The organism is Micromonospora sp. NPDC049060 (assembly GCF_040649055.1).
Classification (GTDB): Bacteria; Actinomycetota; Actinomycetes; order Mycobacteriales; family Micromonosporaceae; genus Micromonospora; species Micromonospora reichwaldensis.
Genome location: NZ_JBEZEV010000020.1, coordinates 19,336 through 35,900, shown reverse-complemented (window position 1 = coordinate 35,900; position 16,565 = coordinate 19,336). Strand labels below are relative to the sequence as shown.

General features: G+C 74.9%; 11 protein-coding genes. 7 read left to right on the top strand and 4 right to left on the bottom strand.

Going from position 1 to position 16,565, the window contains the following annotated elements:
• Positions 1–37: 37 nt before the first annotated feature.
• Positions 38–1,855, bottom strand: coding sequence for an acyl-CoA dehydrogenase (locus tag AB0B83_RS11225; protein ID WP_357578034.1), 1,818 nt, complete (start codon positions 1,853–1,855; stop codon positions 38–40).
• A 682-nt stretch (positions 1,856–2,537) separates the two neighbouring features.
• On the opposite strand from AB0B83_RS11225, the gene AB0B83_RS11220 reads away from it, so the two are divergent.
• Positions 2,538–4,094 (top strand): pectate lyase, encoded by a 1,557-nt coding sequence (locus tag AB0B83_RS11220; RefSeq protein ID WP_357578033.1) that lies wholly within the window; start codon positions 2,538–2,540, stop codon positions 4,092–4,094.
• 208 nt (positions 4,095–4,302) lie between these two features.
• Here the strand turns inward: AB0B83_RS11220 and AB0B83_RS11215 are convergent, their stop codons facing one another.
• The 3 genes from AB0B83_RS11215 to AB0B83_RS11205 form a co-directional block, all read right to left on the bottom strand.
• The gene (locus AB0B83_RS11215) at positions 4,303–5,475 is read right to left on the bottom strand and encodes an alanine--tRNA ligase-related protein (RefSeq protein WP_357578032.1); all 1,173 of its coding nucleotides are present in this window, start codon (positions 5,473–5,475) and stop codon (positions 4,303–4,305) included.
• Positions 5,476–5,731: 256 nt separating this feature from the next.
• Entirely contained in the window at positions 5,732–6,874 is a 1,143-nt protein-coding gene (locus AB0B83_RS11210; protein ID WP_357578031.1) for an acyl-CoA desaturase, read from the bottom strand.
• A gap of 14 nt (positions 6,875–6,888) precedes the next feature.
• Positions 6,889–7,980 (bottom strand): ferredoxin reductase, encoded by a 1,092-nt coding sequence (locus tag AB0B83_RS11205; RefSeq protein WP_357578030.1) that lies wholly within the window; start codon positions 7,978–7,980, stop codon positions 6,889–6,891.
• Between the two features lie 85 nt (positions 7,981–8,065).
• Between AB0B83_RS11205 and AB0B83_RS11200 the strand changes: the two genes are divergently transcribed.
• The 6 genes from AB0B83_RS11200 to AB0B83_RS11175 all read left to right on the top strand — a co-directional run bounded on the left by AB0B83_RS11200 (position 8,066) and on the right by AB0B83_RS11175 (position 16,561).
• Positions 8,066–9,304 (top strand): helix-turn-helix domain-containing protein, encoded by a 1,239-nt coding sequence (locus AB0B83_RS11200; RefSeq protein ID WP_357578029.1) that lies wholly within the window; start codon positions 8,066–8,068, stop codon positions 9,302–9,304.
• Positions 9,305–9,551: 247 nt separating this feature from the next.
• Positions 9,552–10,946: a hypothetical protein gene (locus AB0B83_RS11195; RefSeq protein WP_357578028.1), complete on the top strand. Its 1,395-nt coding sequence runs from the start codon at positions 9,552–9,554 to the stop codon at positions 10,944–10,946.
• Positions 10,943–12,019 (top strand): transporter substrate-binding domain-containing protein, encoded by a 1,077-nt coding sequence (locus tag AB0B83_RS11190; RefSeq protein WP_357578027.1) that lies wholly within the window; start codon positions 10,943–10,945, stop codon positions 12,017–12,019. Before AB0B83_RS11195 ends, AB0B83_RS11190 begins: the two co-directional genes overlap by 4 nt.
• A 14-nt stretch (positions 12,020–12,033) precedes the next feature.
• Positions 12,034–12,903 carry a hypothetical protein gene (locus tag AB0B83_RS11185; RefSeq protein WP_357578026.1) on the top strand — a complete coding sequence of 290 codons (870 nt, stop codon included), beginning with the start codon at positions 12,034–12,036 and terminating at the stop codon, positions 12,901–12,903.
• Positions 12,900–15,077 (top strand): tetratricopeptide repeat protein, encoded by a 2,178-nt coding sequence (locus AB0B83_RS11180; protein ID WP_357578025.1) that lies wholly within the window; start codon positions 12,900–12,902, stop codon positions 15,075–15,077. The genes AB0B83_RS11185 and AB0B83_RS11180 overlap by 4 nt, the downstream gene beginning before the upstream one ends.
• A gap of 35 nt (positions 15,078–15,112) precedes the next feature.
• A complete protein-coding gene (locus tag AB0B83_RS11175) occupies positions 15,113–16,561 on the top strand; it encodes a VWA domain-containing protein (protein WP_357578024.1) in 1,449 nt (482 codons plus the stop codon).
• The last annotated feature ends 4 nt before the right edge of the window (positions 16,562–16,565 follow it).

The window sequence follows — 16,565 nt, the reverse complement described above, 5'->3', positions numbered from 1 at the left end:
GGAACCGGCCGGGGGCAGCGGAACCGGCGGGGGCGGGTCAGAACCAGTCGTCGCGCATCTCCAGCGTGGTCCGGTCGAGGCTGTCCAGCAGGTCGAACTGGGGGCCGGTGCGAGGCAGCTCGTGCCGGAAGAAGTACCGGGCGGCCTGCCGCTTGCCGGCGTGCAGGTCGGCGTCCGGGCCGTCGCCGGGGTCGCCGGCCGCCTCGACGACGAGAAGCTGCTCCAGCCACATCCACGCGATCACCACGTGGCCGACCGCCTCCAGGTAGACGCTGGCGTTGGCCAGCGCCACCTCCGGGTCGCCGGTGCTCCACAGTCGCCGGGTGACCAGGGCGACCCGGTCGAGGGCGGCGCCGAGCGGGGCGGCCAGCTCGGCGGCCTCGCCCCCGGCCCGCCACGCGCGGGTGGTCGTGGCCCGGACCGTCTCCACCAGCAGCGCCAGCCCGGCCCCGTCGCGCATGGTGACCTTGCGCCCCAGCAGGTCCAGCGCCTGGATGCCGTGGGTGCCCTCGTGGATCGGGTTGAGCCGGTTGTCGCGCCAGTGCTGCTCGACGTCGTAGTCGCGGGTGTAGCCGGAGCCGCCGTGCACCTGGATGGCCAGGTCGTTGGCGGCCAGGCACCACTGTGACGGCCAGCTCTTCGCGATCGGGGTGAGCACGTCCAGCAGCAGCCGCGCCCGCTCCCGGTCCGCCGCGTCCGGCGCGGTCTTCTCCTCGTCGAGCAGCCGACCGCAGTAGAGGACGAACGCCAGGGCGCCCTCCACGTAGCTCTTCTGCGCCAGCAGCATCCGGCGCACGTCCGGGTGGGCGACGATGGGCACCTGCGGCGTCGCCGGGTCCTTGTCGGCCAGCGGTCGGCCCTGTGGCCGCTGGCGGGCGTACGCGAGGGACTTGAGGTAGCCGGTGTAGCCGAGGGCGGTGGCGCCGGCACCCACCCCGACGCGCGCCTCGTTCATCATGTGGAACATCTGCGCCAGGCCCTGGTGCGGCTCACCGACCAGGTAGCCGACCGCGCCGGGGCGCCCGCCGGGCCGGTGCACGCCCTCGCCGAAGTTGAGCAGCGTGTTGGTGGTGCCCCGGTAGCCCATCTTGTGGTTGAGGCCGACCAGCACGACGTCGTTGCGGGCGCCGAGCGCGCCGTCGTCGCCCAGCAGCACCTTCGGGACGATGAACAGCGAGATCCCCTTGACCCCGGGCGGGCCGCCGGGGATCCGGGCGAGCACCAGGTGGACGATGTTCTCCGACAGCTCGTGGTCGCCGCCGGAGATCCACATCTTGGTGCCGTGCAGCCGGTACGTCCCGTCGTCCTGCGGCTCGGCGCGGGTGGTGATGTCGGCCAGCGAGCTGCCGGCCTGCGGCTCGGACAGGCACATCGTGCCGAAGAAACGCCCCTGCACCATCGGGCGGACCCAGGTGTCGATCTGCTCGGGGCTGCCGTGCGCCAGCAGCAGGTTGGCGTTGCCGAGGGTCAGCAGCGGGTACGCCGAGGTGCCGGCGTTGGCGGCCTGGAGCCAGGCGAAGCAGGCGGCCCGTACGACGTGCGGCAGTTGCATGCCGCCGACGGACGCGTCCATGCCGGCGCCCAGCAGCCCGGTCTCGGCGAAGACGTCGAGGGCCTGCTTGACCTGCGCGATGGTGTGCACCCGGCGGCCGTCGAAGGTGGGCTCGGCGAGGTCGGCGGCCCGGTTGTGCGGGGCGAACCGCTCGACCGCGACCCGCTCGGCGAGTTCCAGCACGGCGTCGAAGGTCTCCCGGGAGTGCTCGGCGTAGCGGTGCCGCTCGGTCAGCCGGGTCACGTCCAGCCAGTCGTGCAGCAGGAAGCGCAGGTCGCGACGGGAGAGCAGGGTGGACGACACGGGTCTCCTTCCGTCGACGGGCGGGCCGTCGGCCGCGGCGCGGCCCGGCGACGCCCTCGCGCAGGTCATCCTGTCTGATCCGGCCGGCCACCGCACCACCCGACGCCGCGTCGTCGGGTGAGCCGGGGCCGTGGCGCGGCGACGCCGCCGGACCACCGGCCGGCTCCTCCGGCCGGGGGCGAAGCGCGCCACCGGCGCCCGTGCTGGCGGCCCACGTCCGTGCCCCCGCCGCCACCGACGCCCGCAGCCTCCGCGCTGGCGCCCCACGTCTGTGCTCCCGCTACCGGCGCCCGCAGCCTCCACGCTGGCCCCCCGCCCCCGCCACCGGCGCCCGCAGTGCGGACGGCCGCTGTCGGGGCGGGCGGAGCAGGGCATCACACCGCAATCCGGACAGGTTCTTGCCATATCGATAGACAGATCCCTATCCTCGCTGGAAAGCGCTTTCCGGGCACGGGCGACGGCACCACCAGAGCGGATCTTGGCGGCCTCGCGGCCGACGCCGACGACCTCGACGGTCGAGGCCGAGGCGGAACCGCCGACCCGCTCCACATCGAGAAGAACACCTCCACAGCCGGGTCGACGAGCGACCCGTCCGGCGGCCGGCGACACGTCGGCAGCCTCGACGGCCCGACCACGGCACGTGACAGCGACACCCGAAATTTCATACGAAGGTGAGGCAAGGATGAGACGACCAGTCGCACTGCGACTCCAGGTGGCACTGGCCACGACAGCCGTCGGGGCCGCGCTCGGCGTGGCGGCCCTGCCGATGCCGCAGGCGTCGGCAGCCGCCGGCGCCGCCACCGGCTACGCGACCCAGAACGGCGGCACGACCGGCGGCGCGGGCGGGCAGACGGTACGGGTCAGCACGGGCACCGGGATCCACACGGCCCTGTGCACCCGGGCCAGCAGCAGCACCCCGATCATCATCGAGGTGCAGGGGACCATCAACCACGGCAACACCGCCAAGGTGTCGGGCGACAGCTGCAACACCGCCGCCGGCGTGATCGAGCTCAAGCAGATCAGCAACGTCACGATCATCGGGGTCGGCACCGGAGCCGTCTTCGACCAGCTGGGCATCCACATCCGCGATTCCAGCAACATCATCATCCGGAACGTGACGGTCCGGAACGTCAAGAAGTCGGGCTCGCCCACGTCCAACGGCGGTGACGCCATCGGCATGGAGAGCACCGTCCGCAACGTCTGGGTCGACCACGCCACCCTGGAGGCCTCGGGCGGGGAGTCGGAGGGGTACGACGGCCTCTTCGACATGAAGGACAACGTCCAGTACGTGACGCTGTCGTACAGCATCCTGCGCAACTCCGGCCGTGGCGGCCTCATCGGGTCCAGCGAGAGCGACCGCTCGAACGGCTTCGTCACGTTCCACCACAACCTGTACGAGAACATCGACTCCCGTACGCCCCTGCTGCGCGGCGGCATCGCGCACATCTACAACAACCACTACGTGAGCCTGCACGAGTCCGGCATCAACTCGCGGGCCGGAGCCAGGGCCAAGGTGGAGAACAACTACTTCCGGAACTCCAAGGACGTCCTCGGCACCTTCTACACCAGCGAGGCCGGCTACTGGCAGGTCGCCGGAAACGTCTTCGACAACGTGACCTGGTCCAGCCGCAGCGGCGACAACAACCCGGCCGGCCCGAACCCGGTGTCCAACACCAGCGTCAGCATCCCGTACTCGTACAGCCTGGACGGGGCCGCCTGCGTGCCGGACATCGTCCGCCAGACGGCCGGCGCCAACACCGGCCTGCGGGAGTCGAACGGCAGCTGCTCGCCGCAGACGCCGGCACCGACGCCGACCAGCCCGACGCCCGGGCCGACCAGCAGCCCCACCCCTGGGCCGACGAACCCGCCCAGCGGGAGCAACCTCAGCATCGGCGCCGGCTCCGACGGCTCCAGCAAGGCCGACGGCACGAGCTACGGCAACGTGCGCGACGGCAGCCTGAGCACCCACTGGTCGCCGTCGGGCGCGACCGGCGACATCTCGATCAAGTGGGGTTCCGCCACCAGCGTGGCCCGGGTCGTCATCCGTGAGCCGTCGGGCACCCAGGGCAGCATCGGGTCCTGGCAGCTCGTCAACCACGGCACCGGCGCCGTCCTGGCCTCCGGCAGCGGGGCGGGCGTCATCACCTTCCCCTCGACGTCCCTGACCAAGATCACGTTCAGGATCACCGGTTCGAGCGGCGCGCCGAAGGTCGCCGAGTTCGAGACCTACGCCAGCTAGTTTCCCCGCTCCCCCTGCCGTCCGGGACCGGCGTCCCGGTCCCGGGCGGCAGCGGCGGCCCGGTCCCCGGACGGCAGCGGCGGCCCGGTCCCCGGACGGCAGCGGCGACCCCGGTCCCCGGACGGCAGCGGCGACCCCGGTCCCGGGCGGCAGCGGCGTCGGCGCGGCGCGCACCGCCGCCACCGGTCCCCGGCGACGGGCCAGAAGGTCAGGCCACCTCGGCGAGCAGGCCGTCGACGAGGTCGCGCGGCAGCCCGTGGGTGTCGTGCAGATCGCGGTAGTCCTCCTCGGTCAGCGGTCCCCGGGACCGGCGCCGGGAGACCACCGGCCGCCCGCGCCGCAGCAGCTCCCGGAACCGCCGTTCCTCGCCGGAGAACACGTCCCGCACCTCGTCCACGCCGACGGGCTGCCGGAACCCGTCGAGGGTGTGCCGTACCGGCCCGGTCGGCAGGTCGGACAGGGTCCTGGACGCGTCGTCGCGCCACAGCGTGGTGAGCGTCCGGCGCAACAGCCGGCGCAGCACGTAGCCGCGGCCGGTGTTCGAGGGCCGTACGCCGTCGCCGACCACCGCCACGCCCGTACGCAGGTGGTCGCCGACCACGCGCAGCGACGCGTCGCGCAGGCCCCACACGTCGGACACGTCGCGCACCCACGGCACGAGGCCCTCGCCCTCGTGGACCGAGCGGTGCCCGCGCAGCACCATCTCCAGCCGTTCGAGGCCCATCCCGGTGTCCACGTTGGGCTGGCGCAGCGGCGTCAGTCGGCCGTCGGGGTGCCGGTGGTAGCGCATCCCCACGTGGTTCCAGACCTCCATCCACCGCTCGTCGGTGCCGGGGGTGCCGTGGGGCGGGCCGTCGCCGGTCCAGACGAAGATCTCGGTGTCGGGTCCGCACGGCCCCGTCGGGCCGTTGGACCACCAGTTCTCCTCCCCCGTCAGCTCCACGGGCACGCCCAGCTCGCCCCACGTGCGCAGCGACTGTTCGTCCGGGCCGACCCGGTCGTCGCCGCCGAAGACCGTCGCGTGCATCCGGTCGTGCGGCACGCCGAAGCCGTCGCGCAGCAGCTCGTAGCCCCACCGCAGGCTGCGGGGCAGGTCGTAGTCGCCGAGCGACCAGGAGCCCAGCATCCGGAACAGGGTCAGGTGGGTGGAGTCGCCCACCTCGTCCAGGTCGGTGGTGCGCAGGCAGCGCTGCACGTTCACCAGCCGCCGGCCCAGCGGGTGGGGCCGACCCTCCAGGTAGGGGGTCAGGGGGTGCATCCCGGAGGTGGTGAAGAGCACCGGGTCGCCCGGCGGCGGGATCAGGGAGCCGTCGGGCACGAGTTCGTGGCCGCGCTCGCGGAAGAAGTCGAGGAAGGTGCGGCTGATCGGGTCGTACGTCATGGCGGTGGCCTTTCCGGGTGGGACGACCGGAAAGGGTCCGCCGCCGGGGACCGGCGGGCCGACGGGGACGAGAAAGCCGGCAGACCGTTTCCGGTCGCCGGCGGGTGATGGTGAGGTCAGGCGGCGGCGACCGACGAGCGCGAAGCTCGCGCGGCCGCGGCGGCGAAGGGGTGCCTGATCTCCATGCCCCGACTGTACGGGGACACCTCGCCGCCGCCCAGCGCGTTTCGCGGCGGGCGGCGGCGTCGGGGGCGGGTCAGACGCCGGACGTGGCGAGCGCCGGCGCGGGGCGGTCGTCGACCCGGCGGGGCGCCTTCCGGTTCGGCAACGACAGCCGGACGACCTTCCGCCACGCGGAGAAGACCTGCCGGGGCAGCGAGCCGGTGGTGTACTTCAGCCCGTAGCGGTCGAACAGTGCCCGCACCTCGGGGGCGATCTCCTGGTAGCGGTTGCTGGGCAGGTCCGGGAAGAGGTGGTGCTCGATCTGGAACGACAGGTTGCCGGTCATGATGTGCATCAGCCGGCTGCCGCTGATGTTGGCCGAGCCGAGCATCTGGCGCACGTACCACTCGCCGCGGGTCTCGCCCTCGATCGAGCGCCGGGAGAAGGTCTCCACGCCCTCCGGGAAGTGCCCGCACATGATCACCGAGTGGCTCCACAGGTTGCGCAGGAGATTGGCGGTGAAGGTGGCGGCCAGCGTGTGCAGGAACGAGGGCCCCGACAGCAGCGGGTGCACCACGTAGTCCTTGAGCACCTGCCGGCGGATCTTGCGGCCCACTGCCCGGGCCCGGGCCCGGAACTCGGGCTTCTTGTGCCGGCCCTTGCGCAGGTTGCGCCCCAGTTCCAGGTCGTACGCGGCGATGCCGTACTCGAAGAAGCAGGCGTTGATGAAGTTCCACAGCGGCTGCCCCAGGTGGAACGGGTGCCACCGCTGGTCCTCGTCGACGCGCATGATGCCGTAGCCGAGGTCGTTGTCCTTGCCGAGGACGTTCGTGTACGTGTGGTGCAGCTCGTTGTGCGAGTGCTTCCACTGGTCGGCGGGCGAGACGTGGTCCCACTCCCAGGTGGTGGAGTGGATCTTCGGGTCGCGCATCCAGTCCCACTGGCCGTGCAGGACGTTGTGGCCGACCTCCATGTTCTCCAGGATCTTGGCCACGGTCAGGCCGGCCGTGCCCACGATCCAGGCGGGCGGGAAGAGGGAGAACAGCAGCACCACCCGGCTGCCGATCTCCAGCTTGCGCTGGGTGGAGATGACCCGGCGGATGTAGGCGGCGTCGTGCTCGCCCCTGCTGGCGACCACCCGTTCGCGGATCGCGTCGAGTTCCCTGCCGATGGTCTCGATGTCCTCGGCGGTGAGGTGGGCGATCGGGTTCACGGGCTTGTTCTGGATCACGGTCACGTCAGGTACTCCGGTCAGTGGTCGATGTCGCAGGGGCCGGCCGCCGCCGACACGCAGGTCTGGATGCGGACGCCGTCGCCGGGCACCGCCGTGGTCAGTTCCCCGTTTCGCAGGTCCCGAACCGCGCCCTGGCGCAGCGGCAGGACGCAGCCGAAGCAGATGCCCATCCGGCAGCCCGAGGGCATCAGCACCCCGGCGTTCTCGCCGGCGTCGAGCAGCGGGGTCGCCCCGTCGGCGGCGACGGTCACGCCCGAACGGACGAAGGTGACCGCGCCGCCCTCGCCGGGCGAGATGACGGTCGGCCGGAACCGCTCGGTGTGCAGCCGGTCGCCGCGCCCCCCGGCCGTCCAGTGCTCCTCCAGGGCGTCGAGCAGGCCGAGCGGGCCGCAGGCCCAGGTCTCCCGGTCGAGGTGGTCGGGCACGAGGCGGTCGAGGTCGGCCACGGTGAGCAGCCCGTCGGTGTCGGTGTGCCGCTCGACCAGCCGGATCGCGCCCCGCGCGGCCAGGTCCCGCAGCTCGGCGCCGAAGATCACGTCGGCGGGGGTGGGCGCCGAGTGCACCACGACGACGTCGGCGCCGCCCAGCCGGTCGGCGCGCAGCATCCCCATCACGGGGGTGACGCCGCTGCCCGCGGTCACGAAGAGCACCCGGGCCGGCGGCCGGCCCGGCAGCACGAAGTCGCCCTGGGCCTGGTCGAGCTGGACCAGCGTCCCGGGCCGGGTGCGCCGGACGAGATGGTTGCTGACGACCCCGTCGGGGATGGCCTTCACGGTGACCGAGATCGGCCCGCCCCGGCGCGCGGGGGGCGAGGTGACCGAGTAGGCCCGCCACTGGCGTACGCCGTCGACGTCGACGCCGAGGCGGACGTACTGCCCGGGGGTGTGCCCGCGCCAGTCCCGGCCGGGCCGGATCACCAGCGTCGCCGCGTCGGCGGTCTCGGGGCGCACGGCGAGGATCCGGCCGCGCAGATCGGCGCCGGAGCGCAGCGGGGCGACCATGTCGAGGTAGTCGTCGGGCAGCAACGGGGTGGTGACCGACGTGGCCAGCCGAAGGATCCGGCCCCGCAGGGCCGCCTTCCCGGAGGGGTTCGGGACGGTGGTGGTCATGATTCGATGGTCGCCGGCAGAATGGCATAAAATCTTGACCTGCGAAGGTGAACCGGACGAGGCTTTTTGTGCGGAGGGAACAAACGTGTCCGAACGCTCGGAGGCCACGCGGCGCGCGGCCCGCCTCGAGTTGGACGCCCGGGTGGCCGGCGCGCTGCACGCCCGGCTGCCCCTGCTCGCCGAGCGCACGGTGACCGCCATCACCGCCGAGGTGCCCAGCTACTCCGGTGCCCTGACCGGTCAGATGCGCGAGAAGATCGAGACCGCGGTGCAGATCGCGCTCGGCACGTTCCTCCAGCTCATCGGCCGTTCCCAGGGCGGCGATCCGAGCACCCCGCTGGTCGGCGCGCTGGAGGCCGCGTACGCCCTCGGCAGCGGCGAGGCGCGCTCCGGCCGGAGCATGGACGCCCTGCTCGCCGCGTACCGCGTCGGCGCCCGGGTCTCCTGGCGGGAGATGTCCACCACCACCGTGCAGGGCGGGTCGTCCGCCGCCACCGTCGCCGAGTTCGCCGAGCTGATGTTCGCGTACATCGACGAGCTCTCCGCCGCCAGCGTGGCCGGGCACGCCGACGAGCTGGCCAGCGCCGGGCGGGCCCGGCGACGCAACCTGGAGCGGCTCACCCAGCGGCTGCTCGCCGGGGAGCCCGAGGAGGCGCTGCTGCGCAGCGCCGAGCGGGCCGACTGGCCGCCGCCGCAGACCCTCACCGTCGTCCTGCTGCCCCGGGCCAACCTCCGCGCGGCGCTCGCCCGGCTGCACCCGCACACCCTGGAGAGCGGCGACGACCTTCCGGCGGGCGGGGCGGGCGAGGACCTGGCGGTGCTGCTGGTGCCCGACACGCACGGTGACCGGCGGCGGCAGCTCGCCCGGGTGCTGCACGGCCGCCGTGCCCTGCTCGGCCCCGCCCGGCACTGGGCCCTGGTCGCCTCCTCCTACCAGCGGGCGGTCCGGGCCCTGTCGCTCGGCCTGCGCCCGGCCGACGACGGGCCGGCGCTGGACACCGAGGAGCACCTGGCCGAGCTGGTGCTGAGCACCGACCCGGAAGGGCTCGCCGACCTGCGCGCCCGGGTCCTGGCGCCGCTCGCGTCGCTGCCGCCCGGCACCGCCGACCGGCTCGCCGAGACCCTGCGCTCCTGGCTGCTGCACCAGGGCCGGCGCGACGACGTGGCCGCCGACCTCTTCGTGCACGCGCAGACCGTCCGCTACCGGATGGGCAAGCTCCGCGAGCTGTACGGCGAGCGCCTGACCGACCCGGCGACCGTCCTCGACCTCACCCTCGCCCTGGCCTTCCCACCCCGGACCGAGGCCGACGACCCAGCCCTCTGACCGGACCGGCCGCTCCCCTGCGTGGCCGACCGGTGACGCTCAGGTCAGATACCGGACAAACGCGTGCCACCCGTGCACCCGCGGTGCCACCCTGGTCCTCCCCCGCCCGCGATCACCCACCCGGCCACCGGACTCCACCGCAGGCCGCCCGGGTGACCGCCCGGCGGGGCGGACGGGGCCGCCTCCGGTACCGCGACGCCTTCCGCCAGGAGGCCGCCGGAGGGCCCCGGCGAGCGGGAGGACGGGCATGGCGTCGCACACGGGGGACGAGCCCGGGGCCGACCGGCCCGTCGTGGCCAGCGGGCCGACCCGCACCGTGGGCACCGGCCGGCTCCGCGACGCGCTCCGGACGACCCCGGCGCTGATCGTGCTCAGCGGCGCCGTACTGGTCGCCGCGTTGGCCGCCACCGCCGCCGTCGCCGTGCAGTCCCGCGCGTCGGCCACCACGCTGGGCGAGCGGTCCGCGGCGACCGCCGTGGGCACCAGCACGACCGCCCGCCAGATCTACCAGGGCCTCGCCGACGCCGACGTCGCGGCCAGCGCCGTCTTCCTGCTGCCGCCGGCCGAGGAGCGGCGGGCCCCGCTGGTGGCCGCCTACGACGCGTCCGTCCACGAGGTGGAGCGCACGCTGACCGACTCGATGGGCAACGCCGTCGGCGACCCGGACCGCCTCACCCGGCTGGCGACCATCGCCGCCCGGTTGAAGGTCTACCGCGACGTGGTGTGCGCCGCCCTGCGGGTCGCCGGTCCGCTCTCCGCGACGGCCCCGGGCGACCGGCAGCCCTGCCCGCCGGCCGGGGCGGCGGAGCAGGCCGGGACGGGCAGTCCGGCGGCCCGCGCGGTGCTCGCCTCGGCCTACGCGCGGGAGGCGTCGCACTACATGTCCACCGAGCTGCTCACCGCCGCCCAGGGCCTGTGGAACTACGACACCAGGCTGCTGCTCGACGCCCGCGCCGACGCCCGGCCCTGGCTGGCCGCGTCCGTACTGGTGCCGCTGGGCGCCCTCGCCACCCTGGTGGTGGTGCAGGTGTGGCTGCGCCGGCGGACCCGGCGCCGGCTGAACGCGGGCCTGCTGCTGGCCTCGGTGGCCACCACGGCCGTGCTGGCCATGCTGGTCTCCTCGTGGTGGCACTGGCCGGACGCCGACCGGGGGTTCCCGGAGCTGGAACGGGCGATCGACGCGCAGAGCGCCACCCAGCAGCGGCTCGGCGCCCTGCTGGCCGGCCGGGCCGACGTCTACCTGGGGCTCGGCGCGAGCGTCGACCCGGCCGGGCACAAGGCGGACTTCGACAGCCGGGACCTCTGCTCCGGGCCCGCCGCAGGGCGGGAACCGCCGAAGGACCGGATCGACTGCACCGCGCTGGAGCGGGACGTCTGGCCGGCCCGGCAGATCAAGACGCCCGACGCGTTCCGCGACGCGGTCGACACCGTGCTCGCCGAGGGATCGGCGGGCCGGGCGTTCGTCGCGGCGGAGGGCCACCTGCTGACCGAACTGACCACCCGCAACGAGGAGGTCACCCGGATGGTCGACGGGCTGCCCGAGGCACGCCGCCACCTGGGCGGCGCCGCCGCCTGGGTCACCCTGCTCGCCGCCGCCGGTGTGGTCGCCGGGCTGCGCCAGCGCCACCTGGAGTACCAGTGACCACACCCCGGCGGACTCCGACGCGGCGCCGGGCCGCGTCGCTCGCGCTCCTGGCGGCGCTGGCCGGGTGCGCCGCGCCGGCGGCACCCGCTCCCGCGCCCCCCGCGCGGCCGCCGGGGGTGGCCACGACGCCGACCACCGACGCGACCGGCGGGGTCTGCCCGGTGCGCCGCAGCCTCCCGCCCGACCCGACGCCCCCGCGCCGGATCCTCGACAAGGGCGAGCTGGTCGCCGGGGTGGACCCGTCCGACGCCACCATGAGCCACTGGGACGCCAGCACCCAGCGGTTCGAGGGGTTCAACATCGAGCTGATGCTGGCCGTGGCCCGCGCCCTCTGGCCGGCCGACGACCCACGCAACCGGCTCACCTTCAAGGCGGTGCCGCCCGGTCAGGGCGCCTTCGCCATGCTCGACAAGGGGGAGATCGACGTCGTCGCCACGTCGCTGACCGCGTCCTGCGAGCGGGCCCGGCGGGTGCTGTTCTCCAACGACTACCTCGACTCCGGGCAGACGGTGCTGGTCCGCCGGAACGCCGACGGCACGCCCGAGTTCGCGGGCATGGAACAGCTCGGCGGCCGGCGGGTCTGCGCCGCCACGGACACCACCTCGCTGGCGATGATCGCCGGCTACCGCACCGCGGGCGGCCTGCAGCCGGTCCCGGTGCACGCCCCGCACCCGGTCGACTGCCTGGTCATGCTGCGTCAGAAGCAGGTCGACGGGGTCAGCACCGACGACAACATCCTGCTGGGCTTCGCCCGGATGGCCCCGGACACGACGCTGGTGACCGAGGCGCCCCGGCCGGAGAGGCGCTCCTGCGACCAGCACCGGGACGAGGAATGCACCTGGTTCACCGACGAGCCGCACGCCTTCGCGTTCCGCCTGACCGACGGCCGGGAGCTGGTCGCGTTCGTCAACCACGTGCTGGCGCAGCCGCGTACGGCGGTGGTGTGGCAGCAGGCCCACGACCGGTGGCTCGCCGGCCACCGGGACCGGGGCATGCCGTCGCCCGGGCCGGTCACCACCGGCTGGCCGCCCCCCGACCCCGCGCCGGCCGCCCCCCGGCCGGCCGACTGATGGGCGGTGGGCGGATGGCCGTGCGGGAACGCCTCGACGCCACCCTGGCCGCGCACGCCTGGGTCTGCGAGCACCTGCTCGACGTGCAGCAGCTGGTCACGGACGCCTTCCGGCAGCCCGACGGCCCGGCCGCCGCGCCCGCGCAGGAGGCCCAGGACCTGCTGCACCGGCTCGGCTGCCTGTCGCTGGCCCTCGACCGGCTGGTCGACGACCTCGACGGGACCGACCGGTCGACGGACGCGGGCGAGGAGGCCCTGGCCCGGCTGCTGACCGGCCCGTGCGAGGTCCGGTTCACCGCCGCCACCGGCGAGCCGGTGCAGGTGCAGGCGATGGACGTCCAGGAGATCCTGGTCGCGGCCCGCGAGCACGTGGCCCGGATCCGCCGGATCGTCGACGCGTACGGCCGGGACCGGCTGGCGGTCCGGGCGCAGCGGCTGCGCTCCTCGGTGGAGCGGCTCCGGCAGCTCGCGACGGAGGCCGCCGGCGAAGGGCTGGGCGACGGGACGGATCCCCTGGCGGCGCTCGCGCTCGACGGGCTGCTGGACCGGCTCACCGCCGCCGAGGCGGCGGGCCGTGGCCAGTGGTGGCGGGGGGACGTCCAGCCGGAACGCGACGACGGCTCGTTGCGGGCCGCCGTCGACCGCGCCGTCGAGCGGACCGACACCGCGCGGCGCCGGCTGCGCCGGGGCTGCCACGCGGAGCTGACCGGCCGGCTGGAGGCGTACCGGCAGAAGGCCGCCGACGAGGGCCGGGCCGAGCACCCGCGGGTCGAGCTGGCCTACCGGGAGGCGCTGGCCGCGCTGCGCCCCGACGCCTTCACCGTGACCGCCGCGAGCCGCGCGGTGCGCGCCTACCAGCAGGCCGTGAACGGGGGTACGCGATGACGGCGAGCCGCGGCTGCGCGGAACGCAACTGCCCCGGCACCGTCGACCAGGACGGGTTCTGCCGGCTGTGGGGGCACGAGTGCGTCGGGGCCGGCGCCGGGCTCAGCGCCCCCGGCGGGCCGGTGCCGGCTGCGGAGGCCGGCCCACGGCCGCTGCGCACGACGTCCCGGCCCTGGGAGCGACCGGCCGTGCTGCCGACCGCCCGGCCCCACGACCCTCTGACGGCGGTGGTGTCGCAGGCGGTGGTGCCCGAGCACTCCCGCTACTGCGGCAACACGAGGTGCCCCCGCCACCGCGGTCCCCGGCTGCCCCGGGTCGCCGGTTTCTGCCCCGACTGCGGCACCCGGTACTCCTTCACCCCGCCCCTGGCCGACGGCGACCTGCGCGCCGGGCGGTACCGGATCGAGGGCTGCCTCGGCAACGGCGGCGTCGGCTGGGTGTTCCTCGCCCGGGACGAGGACATGGACGGCGCCTGGCGGGTGCTGAAGGGGCAACGCAACCCGGAGGACCGGGAGGCCATCGCGGCGTTCGTCGCCGAGCGGCAGGCGCTGATCGCGCTGAACCACCCGAGGATCGTCACCATCACCCACGCGCTGCGGCCCGAGTCCGACCGGGACGCCGGCTACCTGGTGATGGAGTACGTCAACGGCGGCACCCTGGAGGAGGCCCGCAGCGCGGCCGGCCCGGGCGGCGGTTCCACCGCCGTGGACGTGGCGCAGGCACTGGGATACGCCGTGCAGATCCTCGACGCCTTCGAGTACCTGCACGACCAGGGCTGGCTCTACTGCGACCTGAAGCCCGAGAACGTGATGCGGGTCGGCGGCCAGGGCACCAACGACCCGATCAAGCTGGTCGACTTCGGCGCGGCCCGCCGCATCGACAACACGGTGAGCCCGGCGTGGGGCACCGCGGGCTACACCGCTCCGGAGGTGGAGCGGCTGGGGCCTGCCGGCCCGAGCGTGCGGTCGGACCTCTACACCGTCGGCCGGACCCTCGCCGCGCTGACCCTGGTGCCCCGGTCCACCGAGGTGACCCGGATCCCGCCGGGGCAGGACGTGCTGCGGCTGCCCGTGCCCGCGCGGCTCGACCCGTTCCTGCGGCTGCTCGCCCGGGCCACCGCCGCCGAGCCGGAGGACCGGTTCGCCGCCGCCGCCGAGATGCGCGAACAGGTCCGGGGCGTACGACGGCAGGTCAGCTCGGCGACCGACGGCGTGCCCCGGCCGACCCGGTCCACCCTGTTCAGCCCGTCCGCGTGTGCCTTCGCCCTGCACACCGACCGCGACGCCCTGAACGTCGTGGAGATCATGCTCGGCCTGCCCGTGCCCCTGGTCGACGGCGCCGACCCGGCCGCCGGGTTCCTCGCCTCGCTCGGCGCCGCCGACCCGGCCGAGCTCATCGAGCTGTTGCGGACCGCCCCGGAGCACACCGCGCAGGTGACCTACCGCGCCGTCCGGGCCCACCTCGCCACCGGGCGGGTGGACGAGGCCGGCCCGCTGCTCGCCGACTTCCCCGAGGAGTCGCGGGACTGGGCGCTGTGGTGGCACCGCGCCCTGGTGGCCCTGGTGGGGCGGGACACCGGCACCGCTCGGCGCTGGTTCGCGCAGGTCTACGGCTGGCTGCCCGGCGAGGTGTCCACGCGGCTCGCGTACGCGGTGGCCTGCGAACTCGACGGTGACCCGCGCACGGCGGCCGACCACTACCGGGGGGTGTGGGACGCCGACCCGGGCGTGGTGGGCGCGGCGTTCGGGCTGGCCCGCTGCCTGCTGGAGACGGCGGAGGCGCGCAGCGCGGCGGACGCCCTGCTGCGGGTGCCGGAGTCCTCCCGCGCCTCGACGGCGGCGGTGACCTGTGCGGTGCGCATCCTGCTCGACGCGCCGGACGACGGGCACCGGCTCGACACGGCGCTCGACGCCGCCGCGATCGTCGACAAGCTGCCCCCGTTCGGCGAACGCGAGGAGGTGGAGGCGCACATCCTGCGGATCGCGCTGGACTGCGACCTGACCGAGGAGCGCCACGGCGGCCGGCGGCTGTTCGGTCAGCGGCTCGACGAGGACGCCCTCCGCCGCGCCTTCGAGCGCCGCTGCCGCTCCCGCGCCCGGCGCACCGCCGACCGGCGCGAGCGGATCGCGCTCGTCGAGCTGGCCAACGCGTATCGGCCGGTGACGTGGTGGTGATCCCGGCCGCCAGCCCCGACGGAAAGAGGTCACCCGTGTCCCCCGCCAACGATCTGCCGCTGCGGCTGCGCGCGCACCACACCGAGTGCGTCTCCGCCGACGGGGCGGTCCTCGACGTGGTCGCCACCGTCCGGGGCGAGGAACCCGTCCACGCCGACGTCCGGCACGACGACCTCGCGGAGGTGATCCTGCTCGACTCCTCGGGCTCGATGGGCGCCCCCCAGGTCAAGATGCGCGCCGCCTGGCGGGCCACCGCCGCGGCCATCGACGCCCTGCCCGACGGGGTCGCGTTCGCGGTGGTGGCCGGCACCGCCCGCGCCACGATGGTCTACCCGGTCGACCGGCGGCTGGCGGTCGCCGACGAGGCCACCCGGGCCGCCGCCCGCAAGGCGCTGCGGCACGTGACGCCGCACGGCGGGACCGCCATCGGCACGTGGCTGCTGCTGGCCCGCCACCTGCTGGCCACGCGGCCGGACGCGATCGGGCACGTCATCCTGCTCACCGACGGGCGCAACGAGTCCCAACTCCCCGCCGACCTGCGGACGGCGGTGGACGAGTGCGTGGGCCGGTTCACCGTCGACTGCCGCGCCATCGGCTCCGCCGACGGCGTGCACGACTGGGACGCGGCGGAACTGCTCGGCATCGCGGAGGCGTTGGGCGCCAACCCCGTCGTGCCGGTCGAGGACCTCAACGGGCTCGCCGACGACTTCCGGGCGGTGCTGACCCGCGCGATGTCCCGGCGGGTCCCCGACGTCCGGCTCCGGGTGCGCACCACCGGGCTGGCCCGGGTCCGCTTCGTCAAGCAGGTGCACCCGGCGCTGGCCGACCTGAGCGGGCGCGGCGAGCCGGCCGGCGATCTGGGCACCGACTACCCGGTCGGCGCGTGGAGCCCGCACGACCAGCGGGACTACCACGTCGCCCTGGAGGTCGACGCGATGGCGCCCGGGGCGAGCCGGCGCATCGGCTGGTTGAGCGTCCACGCGGGCGCGGCCACCACGCCGGTCGAGGTGCCGCTCGACGTGGAGTGGACCGAGGACGCCCTGCGGTACTCGGAGATCAACGAGAGCGTCGCGTACTACACCCGTCAGCAGGACTACGCGGCGGCGGTCCAGCGCGGGCTGGCCGCCGCCCGGGCGGGCCGGGTCGTCGAGGCGGAGGAGCACCTCGGGCGCGCGGTGGCGCTCGCCCACGCCACGGGCCGCGACGACGACGTCGCCCTGCTCGCCCGCGTCGTGGACGTCCTGGACGCCGCCGACGGCCGGGTCCGCCTCAAGCCCGACGTCGACGCCCGACTCACGCAGTCCTCCCTGGTCGTGGCCCACCACACGTCCCGCTGGGGACCGCAGGAGCCGCCGGCCCAGCGGGTCGCGCCGGCCGGACCGCCCGCGCCGTGGCGGCACTGCCGCGAGGAGCAGACCGGCGCGTACTGCCAGGGCTGCGGCACCCACCACCTGTCCGCGGACCAGCCCGCCGGGCAGTCCTGACCGG